We start from the raw sequence: 25307 nt of genomic DNA on the forward strand, positions 1-25307 counted from the left end.
TTGAAGGGTTTCCAAGCAAGAGACTGACTATCAGCCATGCGCATTCCACGTATCTATGAACCGGCCAGCCTGCAGGTTGGCCAGACCCTCGCCCTGTCGGAAGACGGTGCCAATCACATCGGCCGCGTGCTGCGCATGCAGCCGGGCCAGCAGCTCGAGCTGTTCAACGGCGACGGCAACCAGTACCCCGCCACCATCGCCAACGTCGGCAAGAAGTCGGTGGAAGTGACCATCGACAGTTGCGAGACCCGCTCGGTGGAGTCCCCCCTTGCCATCCACCTGGGTCAGGTGATCAGCCGCGGCGACAAGATGGACTTCACCATCCAGAAATCCGTGGAGCTCGGCGTCACCTGCATCACGCCGCTCTTCTCCGAGCGCTGCGGCGTCAAGCTGCCCGCCGATCGGCTGGAGAAAAAACGCGAGCAGTGGCAAAAAGTGGTGATCAGCGCCTGCGAGCAGTGCGGCCGCAATACCGTGCCCGAGGTGCGCATGCCGATGGAGCTGGACGCCTGGCTGGCGGAAGAGACTCAGGAGCTCAAGCTCAACCTGCACCCGCGCGCCCCTTACAGCATCAACACCCTGCCCATCCCCGAGCACGGCGTGCGCCTGCTGATCGGCCCGGAAGGGGGCTTGTCCAGCGACGAGATCGCCCGTACCGTGCAGGAAGATTTCAAGGAGATGCTGCTGGGGCCGCGGGTGCTGCGCACCGAAACCGCCGCCCTGACGGCAATTACTGCGCTTCAGTGCCGCTTTGGCGATCTGGCCTGACAGCCGACCCCACCCCGACCCTCCCCTTCGCAGGGGAGGGAGCAACAGGCCCCTCCCCCTTGTGAAGGGGGAGGCAGGGAGGGGGTCATCACATCCCATCGAGCCATTAGGAAGGAAACTCGGATGACCATTAAACTCGGCATCGTGATGGACCCCATCTCGGCCATCAACATCAAGAAGGACTCCAGCTTCGCCATGCTCGAAGAGGCGCAAAAGCGCGGCTACGAGCTGTTCTATCTGGAGATGAAGGATCTCTACATGGAGGCCGGTCGCGCCTTCGGTACCATGCGCCCGCTCACCGTCAAATATGACTATGCCGACTGGTACAGCCTCGGCGAGGTGGTGGATCAGCCGCTCTCCAGCCTGGATGTGATCCTGATGCGCAAGGATCCCCCCTTCGACACGGAGTTCATCTACGCCACCTACATGCTGGAGCGGGCCGAGGATGAGGGCTGCCTCATCGTCAACAAGCCCCAGAGCCTGCGCGACGCCAACGAGAAGCTCTACACCGCCTGGTTTGCCGAGCACACCCCGACCACGCTCGTCACTCGCAGAGCAGACAAGCTGCGGGCCTTCCACGCCAGGCACAAGGACGTCATCCTCAAGCCGCTGGACGGCATGGGCGGCGCCTCCATCTTCCGCATGAAGGAGGATGACGCCAACGTCGGCGTCATCATCGAGACATTAACCTCTCACGGCAGCCAGTACTGCATGGCGCAGACCTATCTGCCCGCCATCAAGGATGGCGACAAGCGGGTGCTGGTGGTGGACGGCGAACCAGTACCTTACTGCCTGGCCCGCATTCCGGCCCAAGGTGAGACCCGTGGCAACCTGGCGGCCGGTGGCCGTGGTGAGGCCCGCCCCTTGAGTGACGCGGACTGGGCCATCGCCCGCGCGGTGGGCCCGACGCTGAAAGAGAAGGGGCTCATCTTCGTCGGCCTCGACATCATCGGCGATCGCCTGACCGAGATTAACGTCACCAGCCCGACCTGCATCCGCGAGATTGAGGCGGCCTTCGACGTCTCCATCACCGGCATGCTGATGGACGCCATCGAGCGCCGACTGGGCCGCTGACCCCTTCGTTGCCACGGCGAGGACACACACACAAGGGGCCGTGAAGGCCCCTTTGACTGCCGCCCTCCTGCCGGCAAAAAGCGGTTTTGCCCGCCGCCATCAACTGCCATAATCACCCCAAATACCTTTGCACGCTTAGAGATACATACGCTCCATGCAAACACTGCAAAATCACTTTCTGCTCGCCATGCCGAGCCTCACGGACGCTTATTTCCAGCGCTCCCTGGTCTATCTGTGCGAACACAGCAGCGAAGGCGCCATGGGACTGGTGGTCAACATTCCGGTCGACATGTCCCTGGACGCCATGCTGACCAAGCTCAACCTCAATCCCCCCGCCACCGCCGAGATGAAACAGCCGGTGTTACAGGGGGGGCCGGTGCACGGGGATCGCGGCTTCGTGCTGCACAGCTTCCGCCCGGGCTTCAACTCCACCCTGCAGGTGAGCGACGAGATGATGGTCACCACCTCCAAGGACATCCTGGAGACCCTGGGCACCGACGAGGCGCCGGACCACTGGCTGGTGGCGCTCGGTTACGCCGGCTGGAGTGCAGGCCAGCTCGAGCAGGAGCTGGTGGATGGCGCCTGGCTGGTGATCCCCCCCAATCCCAAGCTGGTCTTCGATACCCCCATCCACCTGCGCTGGCAGCAAGCCGCCGCGAGCATTGGGGTCAACCCCCTGCACCTCTCCAGCCAGGTGGGCCATAGCTGACACCCCGGACCTCCCCTCCGGGGGAGACGGCACGCTCTCCCCCCACGATCAGGGGGAGACAGGGAGGGGTCTTCCCCCTTCATTTATCCATCCATTTCGAGGAGACCCCATGTCATCACGCAGCATCATGGGCTTTGACTACGGCACCAAGAGCATCGGTGTCGCCATCGGCCAGGAGCTCACGGGCAGCGCCCGCCCCCTTCGCTCCCTCAAGGCCAACGACGGCATCCCCAACTGGGACGAGATAGAGAAGCTGATCAAGGAGTGGCAACCGGATCTGCTGATCGTCGGTCTGCCGCTCAACATGGATGGCACGGACCAGGAGATCACGGTGCGAGCTCGCAAGTTCGGCAATCGCCTGCACGGTCGCTTCGGCAAGCCGGTGGAGTTCAAGGACGAGCGGCTCACCACCACGGATGCCCGCGCCCGCCTGTTTGAACGTGGCGGCTACAAGGCGCTGGACAAGGGGAGCGTGGACGGCGTCTCCGCCCAGCTCATCGTCGAAGCCTGGATGGAAGAGCAGTACGACTAAACCGGGGAGCCTCCTCCCCCTTGCTTCTCTTTCACCGCCCCGCTCCCCATGGGCCCGCCCTAGGCAAAACGCGTCATCCCCGCCGCGGCCAGGCCATAGAGCCGCCGGATCTCCCCCCGCAACCACATCACCTTGGCATCCTGATTGTGGCGCTTGTGCCACAGCAGGATGAAGGCGATCTCCAGCTGGGCATAGAGAGACTCTTCCAGCGGCAACGGCATGGGGATGAGGTCGGGGTGATGTCTGGCGGCATAGTCCGCGCAATATGAAGGCACCACGGCGATCAGCTCGTGGCTCTTTTGGGCGGCGATATGCAGCGCCTGCTCGAAGCTCGCCACCATGATGGGCACCTGCCGCCTGTGGCCTTCGTCCTCCAGCAGATCATCCAGTGCCCAGCTGTCGCTGGCCTCCCACACCACGCTCACCTGGGGGCAGGCCAGAAAGCGGGTCAGCGACCACGTCTGCCCGAGCAAGGGGTGATCCTTGCGCAGGAACACCACGGGACGATCGCAGAACAGCACCTCATGATCGATGTAATAGGGCAGCCGGTTGACCCTGGCATGGGAGCGGCCGTGGGTCTCCCGGGCACAGAAGCCGAGATCCGCCTCCCCGTTGACGATGTCGTTGAGAGAGTGGTGATCCCAGCCCAGCATCCTGACCACGGAGTGGGGGTACTTCTGGTAGATGGTCGTGGGCAGCTCGCTCAGGAAGCTGATGCCAAAGGGGGACTCCATCACCAGACTGAAGCGGGCCCCCTCGGGGATCGCCTCGCGGTTGAGGGTGCTGATGCTCTCGGTGAGCTGGAACCAGGTCTTGAGCTCCTCTGCCAGGGTCAGGGAGAGGTTGGTCGGCTGCAAGCCCTGGCGCACGCGCACGAAGAGGGGGTCCCCGAACCAGTCCCGCAGCTTGCCGAGCCAGCGCAGCAGCAAGAGGGTCAGGAAGGAAGCGGACATGCTCACCCCGGCCATCGCCATCATCAGCCGGGTGTACTGCTCGGGAGACAGGCCGAACGTGGTCATCAGGACGAGGGGCGAGACGCTCACATAGACCAGGATGGCAGTCACGCTGGCGCTGGTCAGCAAGGCGCGCTGCATGAAGGGGGCCATGCCCAGCAGGGCCAACGGCGATGCCCACGCAGGCTGGCGGGCGGGGCGGGTCTCCTTGAGCAGTCGCAGGTTGACCAGGGCACTGATGGCAGCCACCAGCGCCATGCCCACGAAGATGCCGCGCCACTCGAAGTGCGACAGGATGAGATAACCGAGTACGGGAGCCAGCACCGGAATGACGCAAATCACGCCGTTGATGAGGGAGAGGGCCATCGCGAGGCGCGCCTGGCTCAGCACATCCCGCAGCACGGTGAAGGTCATGATGTAGAGCGCTCCAGCGCCCACCCCTTGCCAGAAACGCCCCAGATAAAACTGGGCGATGCCGGTTGCCTCCGCCGCCACCAGGGAAGCGACCACGAAGATGAGGGCGCCCCCCAGCACCACGGGACGCCTGCCATGGCGATCCGCCAGCATGCCCCCCGGCAGCACGGTAGCCGCCATGCCCAGCAGATAGATGGAAAAAGCGGTGTGGATCTGCGCCTCGCTCCCCTGCAGGGTTTGCGCAATGCGGGGGACGGCCACCAGATAGAGATCGATCCCGAGGGGATAGAGGATGATCATCAGAAAAGTACACAGCAGAAACATACCCATGAAGGCTCCATAGCAGCAGGTTTCACCATCACAGGTGCGCTGTCAGCGAGATTGACAACTCAATCCTGCAAAAGCAGAGGAAGATGCCGGGCACTATAGAGCGGACGGCCTGCCGGGGCCTAGTGACGAGATGGCACTCGGTGGATGCCAATCCGGACATCTCCCGCAGGAGAGGCCCGGACTGGCATGCTCATCGACCCGCCCCCTGCCAGGTCGCCCTTGAGGGGTCGGGTCCGAGGTAACGGGCACGCCGCGATGCGACGTGCCCTCAAGGCTCAGCGACGGCGCACCATTACCTGGCCAGTTGCGTCAGGATGGCGTGGGCCGCTTTCACCCTGGCCGGGATAGGATAGTTGCGGTTGGCCAGCATGACGATGCCGATCCCTTTGGCCGGCACGAAGGCCACATAGGCGCCGAAGCCGCTGGTCGAGCCGGTCTTGTTGAAGAGCACAGGGTGCCCTGCCGCAGCGGGCGCGGGCGCCGCCGGGTTGGCATTGTAAATCATCGCCGGGGAGTTGCCCGCCAGCAATGTCTGCTCGCTGACGGGATAGGCGTAACTCTCCCAACCCAGTCCCTGGGTCATCCCGCCTACCGAGTAGTGCCCTTTGTGGGTCAGGGAGATGGCCTGCTGCAACGCCTTGTCATCAACCCCGCTGATGTTGGCCTTCACAAAGCGCAGCAGATCCGCCGAGCTGGTCTTGATGCCGTAGGCCTCGTCCGCCAGCATGCCGGGGCTGACCCTGATGGGCTTGTCCTCTTTCGAATAGCCATAGGCATAACTCGCCATGGCCTGCTTCGGCACATTGACATAGGTGTGGTGCAGGCCAAGCCCCGGCAGGAGCGTCTGCTCCATCAACTGGGCAAACGGCTGCTTCATGCTGCTCGCCGCCAGGTGGCCGAACAGCCCTATGCTGGGGTTAGAGTACTGGCGATGGGAACCCGGCGAGTAGGCTGGGGTCCACTGGCGGTAGTAGGCCTGCATCTTCTCGAGCGAATCCACCTCCTCGGGGAATTGCAGCGGCAAGCCGCCCGCGCTGTAGGTAGCCAGCTCCCCCATGGTGATGCTGTCAAAGGCGGATCCCTTGAGCCAGGGGGCGTGCCGGCTCGCCTTGTCATCCAGTTGCATCGCTCCCTTGACCACCGCATAGGCTCCTAGGGTCGCGGTCAGGGGCTTGCTCACGGAGCCTATCTCGAACAGGGTCTGCTCGCTGACACCGACCGCGCGCTCCCGATCGGCCACACCGTAGTTGAAATAGTGGGCCTTGCCATCCTTGAGCACGGCCACCGCCATGCCCGGGATCCTGTGCTCCTTGAGCAGCGGCCGGATGCTGGCATCCACCACGGGGCGCAGGGGATCGGTCGCCGCCTTGTCACCGGCATGAGCCAGACCGGCCCACATCAGGGTGGCCAAAGCGCCCCACAGGATGGATTGTCGTTGTTGCATAGCATGTCTCCTGACTGTCGTTAGCAAGGTATCGCCATGGCGGCGACTGATGAGCCCAGCATAGTCCCACGAGGTGTGCTGCCGATGAGGCTCTGTGAAGTCTGTGTGAAGCCACCCCCTCTTTTTACCCATGAAAAAGGGGAGCCATGGCTCCCCTTCAATCACCTTGCAACACGGGCTTATTTCTTGCCCGGGTTGTCCCAGATCCCCTCTTCCAGCTGACTGCGCAGCTCGGGGTACTTGTTGGCATCGAAGGTGGGGACGCGCCCCAGCTTGAGCTGGTCGTTGTAGTCCTTGGCCAGCTTGATGGCGACGCCGGAGAGCAGCAGGATGGCCACCAGGTTGACGATGGCCATCAGCCCCATGGAGACATCCGCCAGAGCCCACACGGTCGGCAGCTCGCCCACGGAGCCGAACATCACCATGCCCAGCACGAACATCCGGAACAGCATCAGGCCGCCCTTGTGGTTGTGCTCGAGGAACACCAGGTTGGTCTCCGCATAGGAGTAGTTCGCCACGATGGAGGTGAAGGCGAAGAAGAAGATGGCCGCTGCGATGAAGATGTTGCCACCGCCGCCCACCTGGGAGGAGAGCGCACGCTGGGTCAGCTCGACACCGGTCACACCGGAGCCCGGCTCGAACTGGCCGGACATCAGGATGATGGCGGCAGTACAGGTACAGATGACGATGGTATCGAGGAAGACACCCAGCATCTGCACATAACCCTGGGAGGCCGGGTGCGGCGGATAGGGGGTGGCGGTGGCGGCAGCATTGGGGGCAGAGCCCATGCCCGCCTCGTTGGAGAAGAGGCCGCGCTTGATGCCGTTGATCATCGCCTGGGAGATGGCATAGCCCATGGCGCCGGAACCCGCCTGCTCGATGCCGAACGCAGACTTGATGATCAGGGCCAGCACGCCGGGCAGCTCGCTGATGTTCATGGCCACCACGAACAGCGCCATCAGGATGTAGGCGAGCGCCATGAAGGGCACCACCAGCTCGGCGAAACGGGCGATGCCGCGGATGCCGCCGAAGATGATGAGGCCGGAGAGCACCACCAGGGCCAGACCGCTCACCCAGTCAGGGATGCCGAAGGCGACGTTCATGGCCAGGCTGATGGAGTTGGCCTGCACCGCGTTGAACACCAGACCGAAGGCCAGCAGCAGGCAGAGGGAGAAGACCACCCCCATCCAGCGCATGCCGAGGCCGCGCTCCATGTAGTAGGCGGGACCGCCCCGGTAGTTGCCATCCTCATCCTTGACCTTGTAGAGCTGGGCCAGGGTGCTCTCCACGAAGGCGGTGGCCATGCCGATGAAGGCGATCAGCCACATCCAGAAGACGGCGCCAGGGCCACCCAGATAGATGGCGACGGCCACACCGGCCAGATTGCCCGTCCCGACGCGTGCCGCCAGGCTGGTACACAGAGCCTGGAAGGAGGAGATGCCGGCGCTGTCGGATTTGCGACTGTTGCGCAGGACCGAGAACATGTGGCCGAAGTGGCGGATCTGGATAAAGCCCAGACGGAAGGTAAAGAAGATACCGACCCCGATCAGCAGGTAAATGAGCACGGCTCCCCACATCAGGTCGTTAATCATTGCAATCAAGGTGTCCATAATTCTCTCGTTGTTATCACATCCATGGCCAGTCTGCGCTGACCGCTCTCTGTCAATTTCCGAACCAGCATTGCGCCGAAGGGGCGGAATCTAGCATAGCGAGGGAATTCAGAATAGTGACAGGGCTCACTGGGGAGACAAAAAACGAGCAATTTGATGCAAAAAAGCTTCATTTAGCACGCAATAAATCAACAAAAATTGATGCGCAACCCAGCCCCACACAAATTAGAGCCAATAGAGAACCATTTTACAACTCATCCCATGGGGGTAAAAACCGCTGAGTGAAACGAAACCAGGGAGACAAGCGTTTGCCTCTCATGCCTCATCGGCAAGGGGTTGTAACGCAAAACGTTTTACACGTAATTAAATTTCAAGTAGCTGACAGAACTATTTATGTGACCTCCCGCACAAATTCATGAATCCACCAAAATAATTGCGCTTTTCCATGTCGGAGCCAGCCGCCACACCATGAATAAAACTCTTTTTTTATCAAACACTTTCACCCGACAGCCGGTACCGCTTTCACCACCTGGCTGATTCGCATACAAGCCCCCCTATTGCAGGATGCGCCACATCCGTATTAATTAGGCAGGCAATGACGATGGGGCCTGCCCATCGCCCCTTTCTGAGCCTGAGCCGCCGGGATCTTGTAATTTAATTTCAGAACTGCCGTCTCATGCCCGCCACCCTGGGATTGCTCCCTCATAAAGAGATGATATTTGCCATGGCCGATAAATTGACCCAGCTGAAAGCCCTGACCACAGTGGTTGCCGATACCGGCGACATCGAAGCCATCAAGCGCTACCAGCCCATCGATGCCACCACCAACCCCTCTCTGGTACTCAAGGCCTCCGAGATCCCCGAGTACGCAGCCCTGATCCAGGACGCCATTGCCTGGGCCAAATCCCAGAGCCAGGACAAGGCACAGCAAATCATCGACGCAGGCGACAAGCTGGCGGTCAACATCGGCCTCGAAGTGCTGAAAATCGTCCCGGGCCGCATCTCCACCGAAGTGGACGCCCGCCTCTCCTTCGACACCGACGCCAGCATCGCCAAGGCCCGCAAGCTGATCCGCCTCTACAACGAAGCCGGCATCAGCAATGATCGCATCCTGATCAAGCTGGCCTCCACTTGGGAAGGGATCCGTGCCGCCGAGGTGCTGGAGAAAGAGGGTATCCAGTGCAACCTGACCCTGCTGTTCTCCTTCGCCCAGGCTCGTGCCTGTGCCGAAGCCGGCGCCTTCCTCATCTCCCCGTTCGTGGGCCGCATCCTCGACTGGTACAAGGCCAAGAACGGCCGTGACTACACCGCCAGTGAAGATCCGGGCGTGGTCTCCGTCACCGCCATCTACAACTACTACAAGCAGCACGACTACCCGACCGTGGTCATGGGCGCGAGCTTCCGCAACACCGGCGAAATCCTGGAACTGGCCGGCTGCGACCGCCTGACCATTGGCCCCGCTTTGCTGGAAGAGCTGAGCAAGGCCGAAGGCACCGTGGTGCGCAAACTGGACTACACCGGCGAGCGCACAGCCAAACCGGCCCCGATGACCGAAGCCGAATTCCGCTGGGAGCTGAACCAGGACGCCATGGCAGTCGAGAAACTGGGGGAAGGCATCCGCCTGTTCGCCATCGACCAGGGCAAGCTGGAAACCATGCTGGCAAGCCACCTGTAAGGCCGCTCGCCACACGGCTCTCACAGAGCGAAGTGGCGCTGCAAAAACCGGGCTCCCGAAAGGGCAGCCCGGTTTTTTTGTGCCTGTTTCCGGTTGTCACAACTTCGTCATAAAAACGTTTTATTTTCAAAGGCGTCGTGTTATACGGATGGTGAAAACCATAAAACCAAGGAGGGAGCCATGGACATGTTCAACTTCGATTTTGACGAGGTCGTTGAGCTGGGTTCACGTAGCCGCGGGACAACGGGAAAAAAACGCAAATGGCGTGAGATTGAGGCGCTTAAAGACAAGCACCGCCTGCAAAAGGAGCTGCAGGCCATCGACATCGCCTATGAAGGATCGGACGACCTGGAGCTCTGATACGCCCACGTCGCCCATGTTTCACTCCAGCGAGTGGAGCCATAAAAACAGCGCCCCGGATTGACCGGGGCGCTGTTTTTATGGGTGATCCTGTCAGGCTGCAGGCAGCGAGAGCTGTTTGGCCAGCGCCTGGAAGTGCTGGCTCACCTCCGCCCCGAACAGGGGATCATTGATGGCCCGGTTCTGCCAGAGCTGTTCGAGATGACGCCAGTCATCCTCGGTCAGGGAGTCGCGCAGATGGGGGAAGATGACCCCTTCCTCATAGTTCATGTGCGCCTCCTGCTGCTCGATGAACTGCTCCAGACAGGCCACGAACTGATCCAGCGGGATGACCGCATCCATCAGGATCATCTCCACCATCTCCTTGAGCTCGGTCCCTGCATCCAGCAGACGGGCGTGCTCCTCGTGCAACCGGTTGGCCACTTCCCCCTCCACCACCCTGTATTTCAGGTAGTAGTCATAAATCATGTCTTCCTTCGGGTGGTGGTACTTGTCAGATACCTCGCGCAGATAATCCACCACATCCCGCAGCAGGAAGTAGCTGACCGGCTGCTCATTGCGAATGGCCGCCAGCTTTTGCTTGAGCAGCGTCAGCAACCGGGTGATGTTGAGGTGGTCCTTATGCAGACTGGATAACATGGGCACTCCTTGCACTGAAATGAGAAAACGTCTGTCTCGAGTATACGGTCATTTATTGCCTGAACTTTGCACTCAATCAAGTCGGATGCAGACAGCGGCTGCACCAGCCTCTCACCACAGGAGGCACAGGGGACACCATTTCCCCTGTGCATGCACGGCGTCAGGCCGCCGGATCGGCGCAGACCGAGAGCCAGTCGATGGGACTGCGTCCTTGCTGGACCAGCAGGCGATTGGCCTCGGAGAAGTGGCCGCAACCGATGAAACCGCGATGGGCAGAGAGCGGGCTGGGATGGGGGGCGCTCAGCACATGGTGGCGCGACCGGTCGATGAAGCGCCCTTTCTTCTGGGCATGAGCGCCCCACAGCAGGAAGACAACTCCCTGGCAATGGGCATTGATCCGCTCGATGACCCGATCGGTAAAGGTCTCCCACCCCAGGTGGGCGTGAGAGTGCGCCATGCCCGCCTGGACCGTCAGCACCGTATTGAGCAGCAGCACTCCCTGTCTGGCCCAGGATTCCAGGAATCCGTGATTGGGTGTGACAAAACCCGGCAGATCCCGCTGCATCTCCTTGTAGATGTTGACGAGGGACGGCGGCGTGCGCACTCCGGGCAAGACGGAGAAACAGAGGCCGTGCGCCTGGTCCGGGCCGTGATAGGGATCCTGCCCCAGAATCACCACCTTGACGTCATCCAGCTCGGTCAGTTTGAAGGCATTGAATACCTCGGTCGCCGGGGGATAGATCACCTTGCCCGCCTCCCGCTCGGCCCTGACGGTGGCCAGGGTGTCCATGAAATACGCCTGCTCTTTCTCCGAACCAATCACATCTTTCCAGGTCAGCACACCCGTCTCCTCTCGTTGCGAATCCACTCCTTCCATCCTGGCTGGCATGCCAGCCTCTCCCTCTCCCCACTCCCCGCCTTCTGTCCAGCTTGGCACCGCTATCTCCTCGGTCAATAGAGCAAGGGGCTCAGGATAGGGTCCTCGCCCCCAAGACGCAACCGCATGGAGGTCAGGCTCAGCCTGGCCAGCCTGGGAAGTGGCGGCGGCGTTCACGGGCAATGACCGGGGCTGCGTCGACACAGGAATAACAGGATGTCCTTCGGACAAGCCTCATGGGCAGGCCGGTTTTCGCTGACGCCAGAAATAAACCCTAAAGGTGTAGTTAAATTACTAGATATGAATAATAAAAAATGCATAATTCATATATCTTACAAAAACAGAAAAATGATCTGTTTTTGATTCAACTCAATGATTTAATCCCTTTTAATGCGTGCAAAATGGGGTTTTATTGATTTGGATCAATTTTCGTAATATTACCGTCGTGGTATATATGGCCCCAACGAAGTAAAGGTGTAAGGCAAGGCCCCGTTAAATCATTCCTTCCAAGAGGTGGTTTAAAAACATCAGGGTAATGTGCTTACCGTTGAATCCGCTTTCCTATGAGGAGTCATACCATGATCAAGGGCATCCAAATCACCCAGTCCGCCAACGCCGCTCTGCTGAACTCTTTCTGGCTGCTGGACGAAGAGAAACAACAGGCTCGCTGCATCTGCGCCAAGGGCGACAGCTTTGCCGCCGATCAGGAAGTCAGCCTCTCCGACCTGGGTCAATTCGAATACCGTGAACTGCCGGTTCAGCAAGAGCCTGTGGTCGAAGGGGGTCAGCACCTGAACGTCAACGTACTGCGCCGCGAAACCCTGGAAGACGCCATCGCCAACCCGGAAAAATACCCGCAGCTCACCATCCGCGTCTCCGGTTACGCCGTGCGTTTCAACGCCCTGACCCCGGAGCAGCAGCGTGACGTGGTCACCCGCACCTTCACCCAGAGCCTGTAAGGCGCCCTGCGTAAAGAGATAAAAAAACGGCCCCCTCGGGCCGTTTTTTCATGGGTGATGATCACCGCCGGAACCTGGCTCAGCTTCGCAGGTCCACCGGCCTTGCCACCACGGGTTTCGCCAGGGCGTCCTGCATGGTGGCCTCGTCGAGCTGATCGCAGTAACGAGCTACCACCAGGGTCGCCACCCCGTTGCCGATGAGGTTGGTCAGGGCGCGCGCCTCCGACATGAAGCGATCAATCCCGAGGATCAGCGCCAGCCCGGCCAGCGGCAGATGTCCCACCGCCGAGATGGTCGCCGCCAGCACGATGAAGCCGCTGCCCGTGACCCCGGCCGCCCCCTTGGAGGAGATGAGCAGCACCACCAGCAGAGTGAGCTGATGGAACAAGTCCAGCGGGGTGTTGGTCGCCTGGGCGATGAAGACGGCGGCCATGGTCAGGTAGATGGAGGTGCCGTCCAGGTTGAAGGAGTAACCGGTCGGGATCACCAGGCCCACCACCGACTTCTTGCAGCCGAGCGCCTCCATCTTCACCAGCATGCGCGGCAATACGGATTCCGATGAGGAAGTGCCGAGCACGATCAGCAGCTCTTCCCGGATGTAGGAAATAAAGCGCACTATGCTGAAGCCATTTGCCTTGGCGATACTGCCAAGCACCAGGAAAATAAACAGCAGACAGGTCAGATAGAAGCTGGCGATCAATTGCCCGAGCTGTACCAGGGAGCCGATGCCATATTTTCCTATGGTAAACGCCATGGCACCAAATGCCCCGACAGGTGCCAATTTCATGATCATGTTGATGATCCCGAAAATAACCTGGGAGAAGCCGTCGATGATATTGAAAATAGCCTTACCCTTCTCACCGATATGATGCAGGGAAAAACCAAACAGCACCGCAAACAGCAGCACCTGGAGAATATTGCCGCTGGCAAAGGCGCCGATCACGCTGGCCGGGATCACGTCCAGCAGGAAGGCGACGATGCCCTGTGACTGAGCCTGCTCCGCATAGGCGGAGATGGCGCTGGCATCCAGCGAGGAGGGGTCCACGTTCATGCCGACCCCGGGTTGCAGCAGGTTGACCACGCACAGGCCGATGATCAGCGCCAGGGTGCTCACCACCTCGAAATAGATGAGCGCGATGGCCCCCGTCTTGCCGACTGCCTTCATGCTCTCCATGCCGGCGATCCCCGTCACCACGGTACAGAAAATAACGGGGGCAATGATCATCTTGATCAATTTCACGAAACCATCGCCGAGGGGTTTCATATCGGCGCCCAGGCTCGGATAGAAGTGCCCCAGCAATATTCCGATGGTGATGGCCAATATCACCTGAAAGTAGAGGCTGCTGACTATTTTCTTGTGCATGCTCAACGTCCTGTTAATTAATTGACACGGGCGATGGCAAAAAACGCGTGCAGGGATCCGCGGCGAGACAGTTCACACCTCTCACCCGGTTCATGCCATTTCGCCATTCCGACGGCGGCACTTTCACACGTTATAAGAATCAATTTAGCGACATCAATCACACAATATATTTAACATCATTAACACCACAGCAACCTTGCAGTAATGACCATGAAGCGGCGCCATGTGAAGACGGAAGAAATAAAAATGCCCCGCAGAGCGGGGCATTTTTCAACCTAAGCCTGGATCAGACCGAAGTATCGAGGGGCTCGAAGCCCTTGACCAGATCGTCGATGGCCTTCATCTGCTTGAGGAAGCCTTCCAGCTTCTCCAGCGGCAGGGCGCTCGGACCGTCGCAGCGGGCGACCTTGGGATCCGGGTGGGATTCGATGAACAGGCCTGCCAGGCCCACCGCCATGCCGGCACGGGCCAGCTCGGCCACCTGCTCGCGGCGACCACCGGAGGCGGCGCCCAGGGGGTCACGGCACTGCAGGGAGTGGGTCACGTCGAAGATGACGGGGTAGCCACCCGTGCTCTTCTTCATGACGCCCAGACCCAGCATGTCCACCACCAGGTTGTCATAGCCGAAGTTGACGCCGCGTTCGCACAGGATAAGGCGATCGTTGCCGCACTCCTCGAACTTGTCGGTGATGTTCTTCATCTGGCTCGGGCTCAGGAACTGCGGCTTCTTGATGTTGATGACGTTGCCGGTGCGGGCCATAGCCTCCACCAGATCGGTCTGGCGCGCCAGGAAGGCGGGCAGCTGGATGACGTCGACCACCTCCGCCACCGGCTTGGCCTGATGGGGCTCGTGCAGGTCTGAGATCACCGGCATGCCGAAGGTCGCTTTCAGCTCCTGGAAGATCTTCATCCCCTCTTCCAGACCCGGGCCACGATAGGAGTGGATGGAGGAACGGTTGGCCTTGTCCCAGCTCGCCTTGAACACGAACGGGATGCCCAGCTTGCTGGTCACTTCCACGTACTTCTCGCACACCGCCATCGCCATGTCGCGGGACTCCAGCACGTTCATGCCGCCGAACAGCACGAAGGGCTTGTCGTTGGCGACGTCGATCTGGTTGATCTTGATATTCTTCTGTTCCATCTCAGGCTTCCTTAGGTAAAAGGGCTCGGGGCTTGAATCCACATCCGGCCGCTGTGCCCTGGGCACGGCGGCCTCGATATTCTTCCGCTTGATTTCCCAGCCCCCTCAATGGAGTGGCTTGGGGCTCAGATCCAGACTGGCCAGCTGGGTTTTCAGCACGTCGGCCACGGGATCGTCGGGGCATTGTTCAATAAAGTACTCGAAATCGTCGGCGGCGAAGCGCGGGCAATCGAGCTGCTCGTAGATGAAGCCCCGATCCCGCGTCTCCAGCGGATCGCCGGGTTTCATGCGCAGCAGCAGCTCGCTGCAGCGCAGCGCCTCCGTCATCCGCTCCTCCCGCAGCAGGGCCCCCTTGCTGACGTTGAGCAACCGTTCGATGATCTCCCACTGCCCCGATGGCTGCAGGTGGTCGTCGCTCAGGCTCGCCAGGTTGCCGAGGGCGCCGCGCAGCAGCAGCTCGATGCGGTGCCGGCTCAGCTCGTCCCCATTGAAGGGGTCCACATAGACCTCCCCTTCCAGGCCGGCGAAGCTCAGCAGGAAGTGGCCGGGGAAGCAGATCCCCTCCACATCCAGCCCTATCTTGCGACCCAGCTGGATGATGAGGATGCCGAGGCTGACCGGGATCCCCTTGCGCCTTGCCAGCACCTGGTTCAGGTCGCAGTTGGCCGCCGAGAAGTAATCCTGCCAGTCGCCGCGAAACCCCAGGGTCTGGTAGAACCCCTGCAGCAGCTGGCGGCGCACCTCGTCGCAGTCCCCCTCGGCAATCGCCTCGTCCAGCCAGGCATCGAGGCGGGCCAGCTCGGCCTCCCCGCTCCCACCCTGTCCCCGGATCTCGTCGCTCACCGACAGCGCCAGCTCGGCGATGTCATGGGCTTCGAAATCGGTCCATTCGTCCACGCGTATCATCGTCGTCATCCCTAACCGAACAGGCTGGCCTGCTTTTGTACCGCCAGCTTGGCGATAAAGAAGATCCACCCCAGGGCGCCCAGGAAGGCAAACCAGCGGATGCCGTTGCTGCGCGCCAGGCGCAGGGCCATCATGGCCAGAAACATCACCACCAGCACCGCGGTCAGCTTCTCGCTGAGCCAGGGAATGGCGTTGTTGAGGGGGTTGAGGTCCAGCACCATGCACAACAGCACGCCGGAGAGCACCACCAGGCCGTTGAGCCAGCCGCTCACCCTGAGGGTACGGGCCCCCGCCAGGGCGGAGCCGGTCTGCGACCAGTAAAAGCGCAGGATAAACATCAGCACGGCCCCGGCTATCAGGGCGAGGTGCAGATGCTTGAGCACAACATACATAACATTTCCTTGCACGGGGGCGGGAAGAGCCCGCCCGTCATCGTCAACGAGCCAGCCGCCCCAGGGTCACTCGCTCGTTATCACCGTAATCGCGCACGGTTTCCACCTGGTCGTAGCCTTGCTGCAACAGGAGTTGACGCACCAATGCCCCCTGCTCCCAGCCGTGCTCCAGCAGGAGCCAGCCACCGGGAACCAGGTGGGCAGGTGCGCCTGCCACGATGAGGCGGATGTCCGCCAGCCCCTGCTCGTCCGCCACCAGGGCGGAGCGGGGCTCGAAGCGCACGTCCCCCTCGTCGAGATGAGGATCCGCCCCGTCGATGTAGGGCGGGTTGGAGACGATCATCGCAAAGCGCGGAGCACCCGAGAGCGGCTCGAACCAGCTGCCGTCCCGCACCGTGACGGGCAAGCCCAGCGCGGCGCTGTTGGCGCGGGCCAGGGCGGCGGCCTCCGGCATCCTGTCCACGGCCCATACATCGGCATCCGGTCGCTCGGACTTGAGCGCGAGCGCGATGGCGCCGGTCCCTGTGCCGAGATCCAGCAGGGCGCAGGGGCCTGCTGGCAGGCGCGCCAGCGCCTGCTCCACCAGCACCTCGGTATCCGGGCGCGGGATCAGAGTGGCCGGGCTCACTTTCAGCGGCAGGGACCAGAACTCCCGCTCGCCGATGAGGTGGGCGATGGGTTCGCCCTGGAGGCGGCGCGCCAGCCAGCCCGCCAGGGTCGCCTGCTGGGCGGCATCGAGCTCGCGCTCCGGCCAGGTCATCAGGTAGCCGCGCCGGCACTCCAGCAGATGGCAGAGCAGGGCATCGGCGTCGGCGCGGGGGGATTCCCCGGAGGCCAGGGTCGCCATGATATGGGCACGGGCCTGCTGGATCTGCATCAGTTGCTCTCGGCCAGGGAGGCGAGCTGATCCGCCTGATACTCCTGCACCAGGGGGGTGATCACGCAGTCCAGATCTCCCTCCAGGATTTCGCCCAGGCGATACAGGGTGAGGTTGATCCGGTGCTCGGAGAGGCGTCCCTGGGGGTAGTTGTAGGTGCGGATGCGCTCGGAGCGATCCCCGGAGCCCACCAGGTTGCGGCGGGTGCTCTGCTCGGCGGCGCGGTGGCGCTCGTCCTCGGCCGCCTGCAGGCGGGCCGAGAGCACCGACATCGCCTTGGCGCGGTTCTTGTGCTGGGAGCGCTCGTCCTGGCACTCCACCACCAGGCCGGTGGGCAGGTGGGTGATGCGGATGGCCGAGTCGGTCTTGTTGACGTGCTGGCCGCCGGCCCCGGAGGCGCGGAAGGTGTCGATCTTCAGCTCCGAGGGGTTGATTTCGATCTGCTCGGCCTCCGGCACTTCCGGCAGCACGGCGACGGTGCAGGCGGAGGTGTGCACCCGGCCCTGGGACTCGGTCTCCGGCACCCGCTGCACCCGGTGACCGCCGGATTCGAACTTGAGGCGGCCGTAGACGTGCTCGCCGTCCACCTTGGCGATCACCTCCTTGTAGCCGCCGTGCTCGCCCTCGTTGCAGCTGACGATGGAGACACGCCAGCCCTGGCGCTCGGCGTAGCGGGAATACATGCGGAACAGATCCCCCGCGAAGATGGCCGCCTCGTCACCACCGGCGCCGGCGCGGATCTCCAGATAGCAGTTGTTGTCATCCTTGGGATCCCGCGGCAGCAGCATCACCTGCAGCGCCTGCTCCTGCTCCTCGAAGGCCGCCTTGGCGAGCGGCAGCTCCTCCTGCGCCATCTCGCGCAGGTCGGCATCCTCCTCCTCCAGCATCAGCCGGGTGGTCTCTAGGTTCTCTTCGGCCTGACGGAAACGCTGGAAGGCGTGGACTATGTCTTCCAGCTGGGCATATTCCCGGGTCAGGGCACGGTATCTGTCCTGATCCGAGGCCACCCCGGGCTCGCCGAGCAGGGCCTGTACTTCTTCGTGGCGCTCGATGAGGCCTTCCAGCTTTCTGATCAATGACGGGTTCATGACTCTTGGATTCTCGATGGAGGACGGGACGGCCAAGGGGCCGCCCCAACACTATGATTCTTGTGACAATCCCAGCACCTGACGCAGCTGGGCCAGCTTGTGGGCATCCCCCTGGGCGGCGGCCTGGCGCAGGGCCTGGGTCGGTGCGTGGATCAACTTGTTGGTGAGGCGGTGCGCCATGGCCCTGAGGGCCTGCTCGGCATTCTCGCCCTGTTGCAGGGCCAGCAGGGCGCGCTGCAGCTCTTCATCGGCCACCTGCTGGGACTGGTGACGGTAATCGCGGATGAGATCCACCGAGTGCTGGCTGCGATACCAGCCCATGAAGTCGTCGCGCTCTTCCTGGACGATGAGCTCCGCCTCGGCGGCCGCCCGCTTGCGGGTCTCGAGGTTCTGCTCGATGATGCCCTGCAGGTCGTCCACCGTGTAGAGGTAGGCGTCGGAGAGCTCGTCCACCTCGGCCTCGATGTCACGCGGCACGGCGATGTCCACCAGGAACATGGGCCTGAAGCGGCGGGCCTTCAGCGCCCGCTCCACCATGCCCTTGCCGAGGATGGGAAGGGGGCTGGCGGTGGAGCTGATGACGATGTCCGCCTCGTGCAGGTAGTCCGGGATCTCTTCGAGCGTCATTACCTGGGCACCGAACTCCTCTGCCAGCAACTGGGCCCGTTGCAGGGTGCGGTTCGCCACCATCATCCGGGTCACGCTCTGCTCGCGCAGATGGCGGGCCACCAGTTCGATGGTTTCGCCGGCGCCCACCAGCAGCACCTTGGTCTGGGAGAGATCGGAGAAGATACGGCGGGCCAGGCTCACGGCGGCGAAGGCTACCGACACCGCGCTGGCGCCGATCTCGGTGTCAGTGCGCACCCGTTTGGCCACCGAGAAGGATTTCTGGAACAGGCGCTCCAGGGATCCTTTCACCGCATCCGCCTGCTGGGCGTGGGCGTAGGATTGCTTGATCTGCCCCAGGATCTGCGGCTCCCCGAGCACCAGGGAGTCGAGGCCGCAGGCCACCCGCATCAGGTGCCGCACCGCTTCCTCGTCCTGGTGCCGGAAGATGGCGGAGAGCACCTCGCTCGCCTCCAGCGCGTGGAACCGCTGCAACCAGTTCAGCACCTGCTCCCCCTGCCCCTGCTCCAGGCTGCAATAGAGCTCAGTGCGGTTGCAGGTGGAGACGATCACCGCCTCGCTGACGCCAGGCTGCTCCACCAGCTCACGCAGGGCGCGATCGATGCGGTCCGGGCCAAAGGCGACCCGCTCCCGCAAGGCGACACTGGCGGTGTTGTGGTTGATTCCGAGGGCAAGCAGACTCATGGGTGGGTGATGATCGTTTCATGCACAGGGTGTAGAGGCCGACAATTGTACGAGAAAGGGTAAGTCTTTAAAAGCAATACGGCCGCCCCTTATACTGTCGCAAACCTCATCTGCGGAGCTCCACCTTGTTGTTGCGTATCTTCTCCCTCGCCTGCCTGCTGGTGCTGGCGGGCTGTACCACCACCCAACCCCAGCGGGATCAGGTCAACTGGCAGCAGGAGCGCGCCCGCCTCGAACGCCTCACACACTGGCAGTTGTCGGGCAAGATGGCCATCATCACCGCCCGCCAGAAGGGCAGCGCCCGCCTCAACTGGCAGCAGAACGGCGACGACTACCGCCTCAACCTCACCAGCCTGATCGGCACCCATATCCTGGAGCTCTCCCGCACCGGGGGCGAGGTGACCCTGCTCGACAACGACGGCAGGCTGCACCAGAGCCAGGATGCCGAGGCGCTCGTCTACCAGCTCACCGGCTGGCACATTCCGGTGGCCGGGCTGCCGGAGTGGATCAAGGGGCTGCCGGGCAACGCCGAGTTCGAGCTCAATCCCGACGCCAGCCTCGCCAGTGTGCGCGATGGCCAGTGGCAGATCCTCTACGGCGATTACCGGGACCAGGACGGCTACCGCCTGCCGCACCTGCTGACCATGACGGGCCAGGAGAGCCGCCTCAAGTTGCAGATCAACCAGTGGACGCTGGCACAGTGATGGCGCAGGAGCACAGCACCATGATGAAGCCTGGCCAGATCCGCTGGCCCGCCCCGGCCAAGCTCAACCTCTTCCTGCACGTCAACGGCCGCCGCCCCGACGGCTATCACGAGCTGCAGACCCTGTTCATCTTCCTCAGCCACGGCGACTGGCTGGAGTTCGAGGTGATCCCGGGTAGCGACCAGCTCACCCTGAGCCCCGCCATTCCCGGCGTGCCCGATGAACAGAACCTCATCATCCGCGCCGCCCGCCTGCTGCAAACCAGGCTGCCGAGCCCCCAGGGGGCCCATATCCGGCTGGAGAAGGTGCTGCCCATGGGCGGCGGCATCGGCGGGGGCTCGTCCGATGCCGCCACCACGCTCGTGGCCCTGAACCATCTCTGGCAGGCGGGCCTCGGCGAGGATGAGCTGGCGCAGCTCGGCGTGCAGCTCGGCGCCGACGTGCCGGTGTTCGTGCGCGGCCGGGCCGCCTTTGCAGAAGGAGTGGGCGAGCGACTGCAACCGGTCGAGGTGCCCGCTGCCTGGTATCTGGTGCTCAAGCCCGACTGCCATGTGGCAACGGCGGCCGTGTTTCAGGATCCGGAACTGCCTCGCGACACCCCCAAGATGACCCTGGGCAATCTGCTGGAAGGGGAGTGGAAAAACGATTGCGAATTGCTGGTGAAAAAGCGCCACCCCGAGGTTGCCAATGCGCTCGGCTGGTTGCTAGAATACGCGCCGTCAAGAATGACGGGCACTGGCGCCTGCGTCTTTGCTCAATTTGAAGACGAAATGGCTGCTCGGAAGGTGTTGGCCAAAGTGCCGGAAGGCTGGGATGGGTTTGTCGCCAAGGGCGAGAACATATCACCACTCTTCGCCACTTTGCAACAAGTCAGTGATTGGGGTATCGCCAAGCGGTAAGGCAGCGGGTTTTGATCTCGCCATTCCTAGGTTCGAATCCTAGTACCCCAGCCAACTCTCTCCTTGTTGAGGCCGTATCGGGAGGTGTTGACCTCGTCGATGTGTCTTGGGCCAATCTGACGCGATGGCGCTCAAGGTGGATTCCCGTCCACCCACCCTGCGGGTGATGAGACGCCATCCTCGACATCGCCCAGAGACCTTGTCCGTCATCTTGCTAAATCGTTTGCCCCCAAACGATACGGGTCTAAAATCAGACTCCCCACATACTGGATGCAACCCCGAGGTTTCAAACCGTGCCTGACATGAAGCTGTTTGCTGGTAACGCAACGCCGGAACTAGCCCAGAAGATCGCAGATCGCCTGTTTATCAAACTCGGCAATGCTGCCGTAGGTCGCTTTAGCGACGGCGAGATCAGCGTACAGATCAACGAGAATGTACGCGGTGGCGATATCTTCATCATTCAATCCACCTGTGCCCCGACCAACGACAATTTGATGGAATTGATCGTCATGGTGGATGCACTGCGTCGTGCTTCAGCTGGCCGTATCACTGCCGTTATCCCCTACTTTGGTTATGCCCGTCAGGACCGCCGCGTCCGCTCCGCCCGTGTGCCCATCACCGCCAAGGTCGTCGCCGACTTCCTCTCCAGCGTGGGTGTGGACCGTGTGCTGACCGTTGACCTGCATGCCGAGCAGATCCAGGGCTTCTTCGACGTCCCCGTCGACAACGTGTTCGGCAGCCCGGTGCTGCTGGAAGACATGAAGGCCAAGAACCTCGAATCCCCCGTGGTCGTGTCACCGGACATCGGCGGCGTAGTCCGTGCCCGTGCCATCGCCAAGCTGCTGGACGACACCGACATCGCCATCATCGACAAGCGTCGTCCCCGTCCGAACGTCTCCCAGGTCATGCACCTGATCGGCGACGTAGCCGGTCGTGACTGCGTCATCGTCGACGACATGATCGACACCGGCGGCACCCTGTGCAAAGCGGCCGAAGCGCTGAAAGAGCGTGGTGCCAAGCGCGTGTTCGCCTATGCGACCCACCCTGTCTTCTCCGGCACCGCCGTTGAAAACATCAAGAATTCGGTCATCGACGAGCTGATCATCACCGACTCCATCCCGCTCACCCCGGAGATGAAGGCAGTCGGCAAGGTCAAGCAGCTGACCCTCTCCTCCGTGCTGGCCGAAGCGATTCGCCGCATCAGCAACGAAGAGTCCATCTCTGCCATGTTCGAGCATTGATAGACCCTGTTGTGACAAAAACCGCCGAATGGCGGTTTTTGTTTTTTTGGGTGCCTGGCGCCAGCCGCCAGCCTCCACTCGGCAAGAGACGAAAACCTCGGACGAGCCACCCCACCCGAGCCCTTCTGTCCGGCTTTTCCCCGACCTTGCCGCACTTTGGTTGAGTGATCGCCACTCGGCGGCTAGAATATTGCGTCCCATTGCCCCGGGTCATCCGCCCATGGCAAGTAGCGAGTGAAGACATCAAGCGTGACAAGTCAAATCAAACTGATTGTCGGGCTGGGTAATCCCGGCCCCGAATATGCCAAGACCCGCCACAATGCGGGCGCCTGGTATGTGGAGCAACTGGCACGCTGGCACAACGTCAGCCTGCGCGAAGAGCCCAAGTTCTTCGGCCACACCGCCCGCATCCAGGTGGATGGCCAGGATGTGCGGCTGCTCATCCCGAACACCTACATGAACCTCTCCGGCAAGGCGGTGGCCGCGCTCGCCCGCTTCTACCAGATCGAGCCGGAAGCCATGCTGGTGGCCCACGATGAGCTGGACCTGCCTCCCGGCATCGCCAAGTTCAAGCAAGGGGGCGGTCACGGCGGCCATAACGGCCTCAAGGACATCATCGCCAGGATGGGCAACAACAATAACTTCTTCCGGCTGCGCCTTGGCATCGGCCATCCGGGCGCCAAGGAGCTGGTCGCCGGCTTCGTGCTGACCAAGGCGCCCAGCAGTGAGCAGAGTCTGATCGAGGCCGCGCTGGACGAGTCCCTGCGCGCCACCGACATCCTGTTCAAGCAGGACATGACCAAGGCCATGAATCGCCTGCACAGTTTCAAGGCCGAGAAAGTCTAGGCCTTCAGCCTGCATCGCCAGGCAGTTCAAGATGACCGGCCCCCTGGCGAGATCCCTCGCCTCGGGGTCAAGCAACACGACACGGGCCGCCCGCGCGGCCCCTTGAAGCATCCACCAACAAGGTAACAATCCATGGGTTTTAAATGCGGTATCGTGGGCCTGCCCAATGTAGGCAAATCCACCCTGTTCAATGCGCTGACCAAGGCCGGCATCGAAGCCGCCAACTTCCCGTTCTGCACCATTGAGCCGAACACGGGTGTGGTCCCCATGCCGGATCCTCGCCTCGACCAGCTGGCGGCCATCATCAATCCGCAGCGTGTCGTGCCGACCACCATGGAGTTCGTGGACATCGCCGGCCTGGTGGCCGGTGCCTCCAAGGGCGAAGGCCTTGGCAACCAGTTCCTCGCCAACATCCGTGAAACCGAAGCCATCGGTCACGTGGTGCGCTGCTTCGAGGACGAGAACATCGTCCACGTGGCGGGCAAGGTCTCCCCGGCCGACGACATCGAGGTGATCAACACCGAGCTGGCCCTCTCCGACCTGGATGCCTGCGAGCGCGCCATCAATCGCCAGTCCAAGCGTGCCAAGGGCGGCGACAAGGATGCCAAGCTGGAAGTGGAAGTGCTGGAGAAGATCAAGGTTGCCCTGGAAAACGGCCAGATGATCCGCGGCATGAAGCTGGACAAGGATGAGCTGGACGCCGTCAGCCACCTCAACTTCCTGACCCTCAAACCCACCATGTACATCGCCAACGTGGCGGAAGATGGCTTCGAGAACAACCCCTACCTGGATCAGGTCCGTGAGATAGCCGCCGCCGAAAACGCCGTTGTCGTGGTCGTCTGCTGCGCCATCGAGGCGGACATCGCCGAGCTGGACGACGAAGACCGCGCCGAGTTCATGGCGGATCTGGGCATCGAGGAGCCGGGCCTGAACCGGGTGATCCGCTCCGGATACGAGCTGCTCAAGTTGCAGACCTACTTCACCGCCGGTGTGAAAGAAGTGCGCGCCTGGACCATTCCGGTAGGCGCCACCGCCCCGCAGGCCGCTGGCAAGATCCACACCGACTTCGAAAAAGGCTTTATTCGCGCCCAGACCATCGCCTTCGACGACTTTATCACCTACAAGGGTGAGCAAGGCGCCAAGGAAGCAGGCAAGATGCGCGCGGAAGGGAAAGACTACATCGTCAAGGATGGCGATATCATGAACTTCCTGTTCAACGTCTAACCCCATGAGAGGCCAGCATTTGCTGGCCTCTTTTTTATCTGGCCAGAGGCGCGATCTGGGTGCGAATGTCGTAAAAAAAACCAGATTGTTGGGCTTTTGCACGACAGCGGCCAATAACTCGCCAAACGCACCCAAATTCGTTTTTTCAAACAAAAAAAGGGTTGACGCCCCAGAGCCAGATACGCATAATTCCGGCCGCACAGTGACGAGGCAACGACTCACTGGAAGCACGGTTGGCTATGTAGCTCAGTTGGTTAGAGCATCGCACTCATAATGCGGGGGTCACAGGTTCGAATCCCGTCATAGCCACCATCTCTAGTTGGGGTATCGCCAAGCGGTAAGGCAGCGGGTTTTGATCTCGCCATCCCTAGGTTCGAATCCTAGTACCCCAGCCATTTTTCTGTTCTCTTCCACGTTTGTGGTTGACAACAAACGGCTATGTAGCTCAGTTGGTTAGAGCATCGCACTCATAATGCGGGGGTCACAGGTTCGAATCCCGTCATAGCCACCATGTTTGAAAAACGTTCCTTCAATCATCCGATTGCAAAGAACACTGTTGGGGCATCGCCAAGCGGTAAGGCAGCGGGTTTTGATCTCGCCATACCTAGGTTCGAATCCTAGTGCCCCAGCCATTTTTGCTTGTATTCGACGCAAGTCGTGCACAAGACGGCTATGTAGCTCAGTTGGTTAGAGCATCGCACTCATAATGCGGGGGTCACAGGTTCGAATCCCGTCATAGCCACCATTATTCTTGCGGAAGTGGCGAAATTGGTAGACGCACCAGATTTAGGTTCTGGCGCCCTAGGCGTGAGAGTTCGAGTCTCTCCTTCCGCACCATCGAAAGCAGTACCAAACAGACCAGCTCAGGCTGGTTTTTTTGTATCCGGCGTTTGCCGCTCTTCTTCCCCTCTCCACGCCATCGCACGCCTGCAACGCCACCTCATGTCTCAACGGCTGAGCCTTGTGCTCTC

The 25307-nt window shown here is 61.5% G+C and carries 24 protein-coding genes and 7 tRNA genes; 19 read left to right on the top strand and 12 right to left on the bottom strand.

Annotated features, from left to right (window positions below):
• The first annotated feature begins 36 nt into the window (after nt 1-36).
• The 4 genes from rsmE to ruvX all read left to right on the top strand — a co-directional run bounded on the left by rsmE (nt 37) and on the right by ruvX (nt 3083).
• Nucleotides 37-768 (top strand): 16S rRNA (uracil(1498)-N(3))-methyltransferase, encoded by a 732-nt coding sequence (gene rsmE, locus PG892_RS02515; protein WP_010673866.1) that lies wholly within the window; start codon nt 37-39, stop codon nt 766-768.
• Nucleotides 769-891: 123 nt separating this feature from the next.
• Nucleotides 892-1842 (top strand): glutathione synthase, encoded by a 951-nt coding sequence (gshB, locus tag PG892_RS02520; RefSeq protein WP_010673865.1) that lies wholly within the window; start codon nt 892-894, stop codon nt 1840-1842.
• 154 nt (nt 1843-1996) lie between these two features.
• Nucleotides 1997-2551, top strand: a complete 555-nt coding sequence (locus PG892_RS02525; RefSeq protein ID WP_010673864.1) for a YqgE/AlgH family protein — start codon at nt 1997-1999, stop codon at nt 2549-2551.
• 109 nt (nt 2552-2660) lie between these two features.
• A complete protein-coding gene (gene ruvX, locus PG892_RS02530) occupies nt 2661-3083 on the top strand; it encodes a Holliday junction resolvase RuvX (RefSeq protein ID WP_010673863.1) in 423 nt (140 codons plus the stop codon).
• Nucleotides 3084-3142: 59 nt separating this feature from the next.
• On the opposite strand, the gene yidZ is transcribed toward ruvX, so the two are convergent.
• The 3 genes from yidZ to PG892_RS02545 form a co-directional block, all read right to left on the bottom strand.
• Nucleotides 3143-4780, bottom strand: a complete 1638-nt coding sequence (gene yidZ / locus PG892_RS02535; protein ID WP_080560456.1) for an HTH-type transcriptional regulator YidZ — start codon at nt 4778-4780, stop codon at nt 3143-3145.
• A gap of 292 nt (nt 4781-5072) precedes the next feature.
• Nucleotides 5073-6224 carry a CMY-1/MOX family class C beta-lactamase MOX-8 gene (locus tag PG892_RS02540; RefSeq protein WP_010673861.1) on the bottom strand — a complete coding sequence of 384 codons (1152 nt, stop codon included), beginning with the start codon at nt 6222-6224 and terminating at the stop codon, nt 5073-5075.
• Between the two features lie 179 nt (nt 6225-6403).
• Nucleotides 6404-7834: an alanine/glycine:cation symporter family protein gene (locus PG892_RS02545; protein WP_010673860.1), complete on the bottom strand. Its 1431-nt coding sequence runs from the start codon at nt 7832-7834 to the stop codon at nt 6404-6406.
• 724 nt (nt 7835-8558) lie between these two features.
• Between PG892_RS02545 and tal the strand changes: the two genes are divergently transcribed.
• Nucleotides 8559-9509, top strand: a complete 951-nt coding sequence (tal, locus tag PG892_RS02550; RefSeq protein ID WP_010673859.1) for a transaldolase — start codon at nt 8559-8561, stop codon at nt 9507-9509.
• Nucleotides 9510-9689: 180 nt separating this feature from the next.
• Complete coding sequence (locus PG892_RS02555; RefSeq protein ID WP_010673858.1) at nt 9690-9869, top strand: DUF3545 family protein; 180 nt, start codon at nt 9690-9692, stop codon at nt 9867-9869.
• 93 nt (nt 9870-9962) lie between these two features.
• On the opposite strand, the gene PG892_RS02560 is transcribed toward PG892_RS02555, so the two are convergent.
• Nucleotides 9963-10508, bottom strand: a complete 546-nt coding sequence (locus PG892_RS02560; RefSeq protein WP_010673857.1) for a hemerythrin domain-containing protein — start codon at nt 10506-10508, stop codon at nt 9963-9965.
• A gap of 160 nt (nt 10509-10668) precedes the next feature.
• A complete protein-coding gene (ung, locus tag PG892_RS02565; RefSeq protein WP_010673856.1) occupies nt 10669-11349 on the bottom strand; it encodes a uracil-DNA glycosylase in 681 nt (226 codons plus the stop codon).
• A 614-nt stretch (nt 11350-11963) separates the two neighbouring features.
• Here ung and grcA point away from each other — a divergent pair.
• Nucleotides 11964-12344, top strand: a complete 381-nt coding sequence (gene grcA, locus PG892_RS02570) for an autonomous glycyl radical cofactor GrcA (protein WP_010673855.1) — start codon at nt 11964-11966, stop codon at nt 12342-12344.
• Nucleotides 12345-12423: 79 nt separating this feature from the next.
• Here grcA and PG892_RS02575 read toward each other — a convergent pair whose 3' ends face one another.
• From PG892_RS02575 to hemA, 7 genes are all read right to left on the bottom strand, one after another.
• A complete protein-coding gene (locus tag PG892_RS02575) occupies nt 12424-13707 on the bottom strand; it encodes a dicarboxylate/amino acid:cation symporter (protein WP_010673854.1) in 1284 nt (427 codons plus the stop codon).
• A gap of 286 nt (nt 13708-13993) precedes the next feature.
• Entirely contained in the window at nt 13994-14848 is an 855-nt protein-coding gene (kdsA, locus tag PG892_RS02580) for a 3-deoxy-8-phosphooctulonate synthase (protein ID WP_010673853.1), read from the bottom strand.
• 105 nt (nt 14849-14953) lie between these two features.
• Entirely contained in the window at nt 14954-15754 is an 801-nt protein-coding gene (locus PG892_RS02585; RefSeq protein WP_010673852.1) for a SirB1 family protein, read from the bottom strand.
• An 11-nt stretch (nt 15755-15765) separates the two neighbouring features.
• A complete protein-coding gene (locus PG892_RS02590; RefSeq protein ID WP_010673851.1) occupies nt 15766-16146 on the bottom strand; it encodes a SirB2 family protein in 381 nt (126 codons plus the stop codon).
• Nucleotides 16147-16189: 43 nt separating this feature from the next.
• Complete coding sequence (prmC, locus tag PG892_RS02595; RefSeq protein WP_010673850.1) at nt 16190-17023, bottom strand: peptide chain release factor N(5)-glutamine methyltransferase; 834 nt, start codon at nt 17021-17023, stop codon at nt 16190-16192.
• The gene (prfA, locus tag PG892_RS02600) at nt 17023-18111 is read right to left on the bottom strand and encodes a peptide chain release factor 1 (protein ID WP_010673849.1); all 1089 of its coding nucleotides are present in this window, start codon (nt 18109-18111) and stop codon (nt 17023-17025) included. Before prfA ends, prmC begins: the two co-directional genes overlap by 1 nt.
• A gap of 51 nt (nt 18112-18162) precedes the next feature.
• Complete coding sequence (gene hemA / locus PG892_RS02605; RefSeq protein WP_270825103.1) at nt 18163-19422, bottom strand: glutamyl-tRNA reductase; 1260 nt, start codon at nt 19420-19422, stop codon at nt 18163-18165.
• Nucleotides 19423-19547: 125 nt separating this feature from the next.
• Here hemA and lolB point away from each other — a divergent pair, with 125 nt between their 5' ends.
• From lolB to PG892_RS02665, 12 genes are all read left to right on the top strand, one after another.
• Nucleotides 19548-20126: a lipoprotein insertase outer membrane protein LolB gene (lolB, locus tag PG892_RS02610; protein ID WP_069784693.1), complete on the top strand. Its 579-nt coding sequence runs from the start codon at nt 19548-19550 to the stop codon at nt 20124-20126.
• A gap of 20 nt (nt 20127-20146) precedes the next feature.
• Nucleotides 20147-21025 (top strand): 4-(cytidine 5'-diphospho)-2-C-methyl-D-erythritol kinase, encoded by an 879-nt coding sequence (gene ispE / locus PG892_RS02615; protein WP_029314128.1) that lies wholly within the window; start codon nt 20147-20149, stop codon nt 21023-21025.
• Nucleotides 21005-21079: transfer RNA gene (locus PG892_RS02620), tRNA-Gln, on the top strand. The genes ispE and PG892_RS02620 overlap by 21 nt, the downstream gene beginning before the upstream one ends.
• 239 nt (nt 21080-21318) lie before the next feature.
• Nucleotides 21319-22266 (top strand): ribose-phosphate pyrophosphokinase, encoded by a 948-nt coding sequence (locus tag PG892_RS02625; RefSeq protein WP_010673845.1) that lies wholly within the window; start codon nt 21319-21321, stop codon nt 22264-22266.
• A 249-nt stretch (nt 22267-22515) separates the two neighbouring features.
• Entirely contained in the window at nt 22516-23112 is a 597-nt protein-coding gene (gene pth, locus PG892_RS02630; protein WP_010673844.1) for an aminoacyl-tRNA hydrolase, read from the top strand.
• Nucleotides 23113-23244: 132 nt separating this feature from the next.
• Complete coding sequence (gene ychF / locus PG892_RS02635; RefSeq protein WP_010673843.1) at nt 23245-24336, top strand: redox-regulated ATPase YchF; 1092 nt, start codon at nt 23245-23247, stop codon at nt 24334-24336.
• Nucleotides 24337-24571: 235 nt separating this feature from the next.
• A tRNA-Met gene (locus tag PG892_RS02640) sits at nt 24572-24648 on the top strand.
• 8 nt (nt 24649-24656) lie between these two features.
• Nucleotides 24657-24731, top strand: a tRNA-Gln gene (locus PG892_RS02645).
• A gap of 39 nt (nt 24732-24770) precedes the next feature.
• Nucleotides 24771-24847: transfer RNA gene (locus PG892_RS02650), tRNA-Met, on the top strand.
• A gap of 46 nt (nt 24848-24893) precedes the next feature.
• Nucleotides 24894-24968, top strand: a tRNA-Gln gene (locus tag PG892_RS02655).
• A gap of 36 nt (nt 24969-25004) precedes the next feature.
• Nucleotides 25005-25081, top strand: a tRNA-Met gene (locus PG892_RS02660).
• Between the two features lie 8 nt (nt 25082-25089).
• A tRNA-Leu gene (locus PG892_RS02665) sits at nt 25090-25173 on the top strand.
• Nucleotides 25174-25307 lie beyond the last annotated feature (134 nt).

Source organism: Aeromonas sp. QDB68, from assembly GCF_027707405.1.
In the GTDB taxonomy this organism is placed as follows: domain Bacteria; phylum Pseudomonadota; class Gammaproteobacteria; order Enterobacterales; family Aeromonadaceae; genus Aeromonas; species Aeromonas caviae.

Coding starts and splice junctions, on each gene's coding strand:
- rsmE (WP_010673866.1), top strand. CDS start 37: ATGCGCATTCCACGTATCTATGAACCGGCCAGCCTGCAGGTTGGCCAG.
- gshB (WP_010673865.1), top strand. CDS start 892: ATGACCATTAAACTCGGCATCGTGATGGACCCCATCTCGGCCATCAAC.
- PG892_RS02525 (WP_010673864.1), top strand. CDS start 1,997: ATGCAAACACTGCAAAATCACTTTCTGCTCGCCATGCCGAGCCTCACG.
- ruvX (WP_010673863.1), top strand. CDS start 2,661: ATGTCATCACGCAGCATCATGGGCTTTGACTACGGCACCAAGAGCATC.
- yidZ (WP_080560456.1), bottom strand. CDS start 4,780: ATGGGTATGTTTCTGCTGTGTACTTTTCTGATGATCATCCTCTATCCC.
- PG892_RS02540 (WP_010673861.1), bottom strand. CDS start 6,224: ATGCAACAACGACAATCCATCCTGTGGGGCGCTTTGGCCACCCTGATG.
- PG892_RS02545 (WP_010673860.1), bottom strand. CDS start 7,834: ATGGACACCTTGATTGCAATGATTAACGACCTGATGTGGGGAGCCGTG.
- tal (WP_010673859.1), top strand. CDS start 8,559: ATGGCCGATAAATTGACCCAGCTGAAAGCCCTGACCACAGTGGTTGCC.
- PG892_RS02555 (WP_010673858.1), top strand. CDS start 9,690: ATGGACATGTTCAACTTCGATTTTGACGAGGTCGTTGAGCTGGGTTCA.
- PG892_RS02560 (WP_010673857.1), bottom strand. CDS start 10,508: ATGTTATCCAGTCTGCATAAGGACCACCTCAACATCACCCGGTTGCTG.
- grcA (WP_010673855.1), top strand. CDS start 11,964: ATGATCAAGGGCATCCAAATCACCCAGTCCGCCAACGCCGCTCTGCTG.
- PG892_RS02575 (WP_010673854.1), bottom strand. CDS start 13,707: ATGCACAAGAAAATAGTCAGCAGCCTCTACTTTCAGGTGATATTGGCC.
- kdsA (WP_010673853.1), bottom strand. CDS start 14,848: ATGGAACAGAAGAATATCAAGATCAACCAGATCGACGTCGCCAACGAC.
- PG892_RS02585 (WP_010673852.1), bottom strand. CDS start 15,754: ATGATACGCGTGGACGAATGGACCGATTTCGAAGCCCATGACATCGCC.
- PG892_RS02590 (WP_010673851.1), bottom strand. CDS start 16,146: ATGTATGTTGTGCTCAAGCATCTGCACCTCGCCCTGATAGCCGGGGCC.
- prmC (WP_010673850.1), bottom strand. CDS start 17,023: ATGCAGATCCAGCAGGCCCGTGCCCATATCATGGCGACCCTGGCCTCC.
- prfA (WP_010673849.1), bottom strand. CDS start 18,111: ATGAACCCGTCATTGATCAGAAAGCTGGAAGGCCTCATCGAGCGCCAC.
- hemA (WP_270825103.1), bottom strand. CDS start 19,422: ATGAGTCTGCTTGCCCTCGGAATCAACCACAACACCGCCAGTGTCGCC.
- ispE (WP_029314128.1), top strand. CDS start 20,147: ATGATGAAGCCTGGCCAGATCCGCTGGCCCGCCCCGGCCAAGCTCAAC.
- ychF (WP_010673843.1), top strand. CDS start 23,245: ATGGGTTTTAAATGCGGTATCGTGGGCCTGCCCAATGTAGGCAAATCC.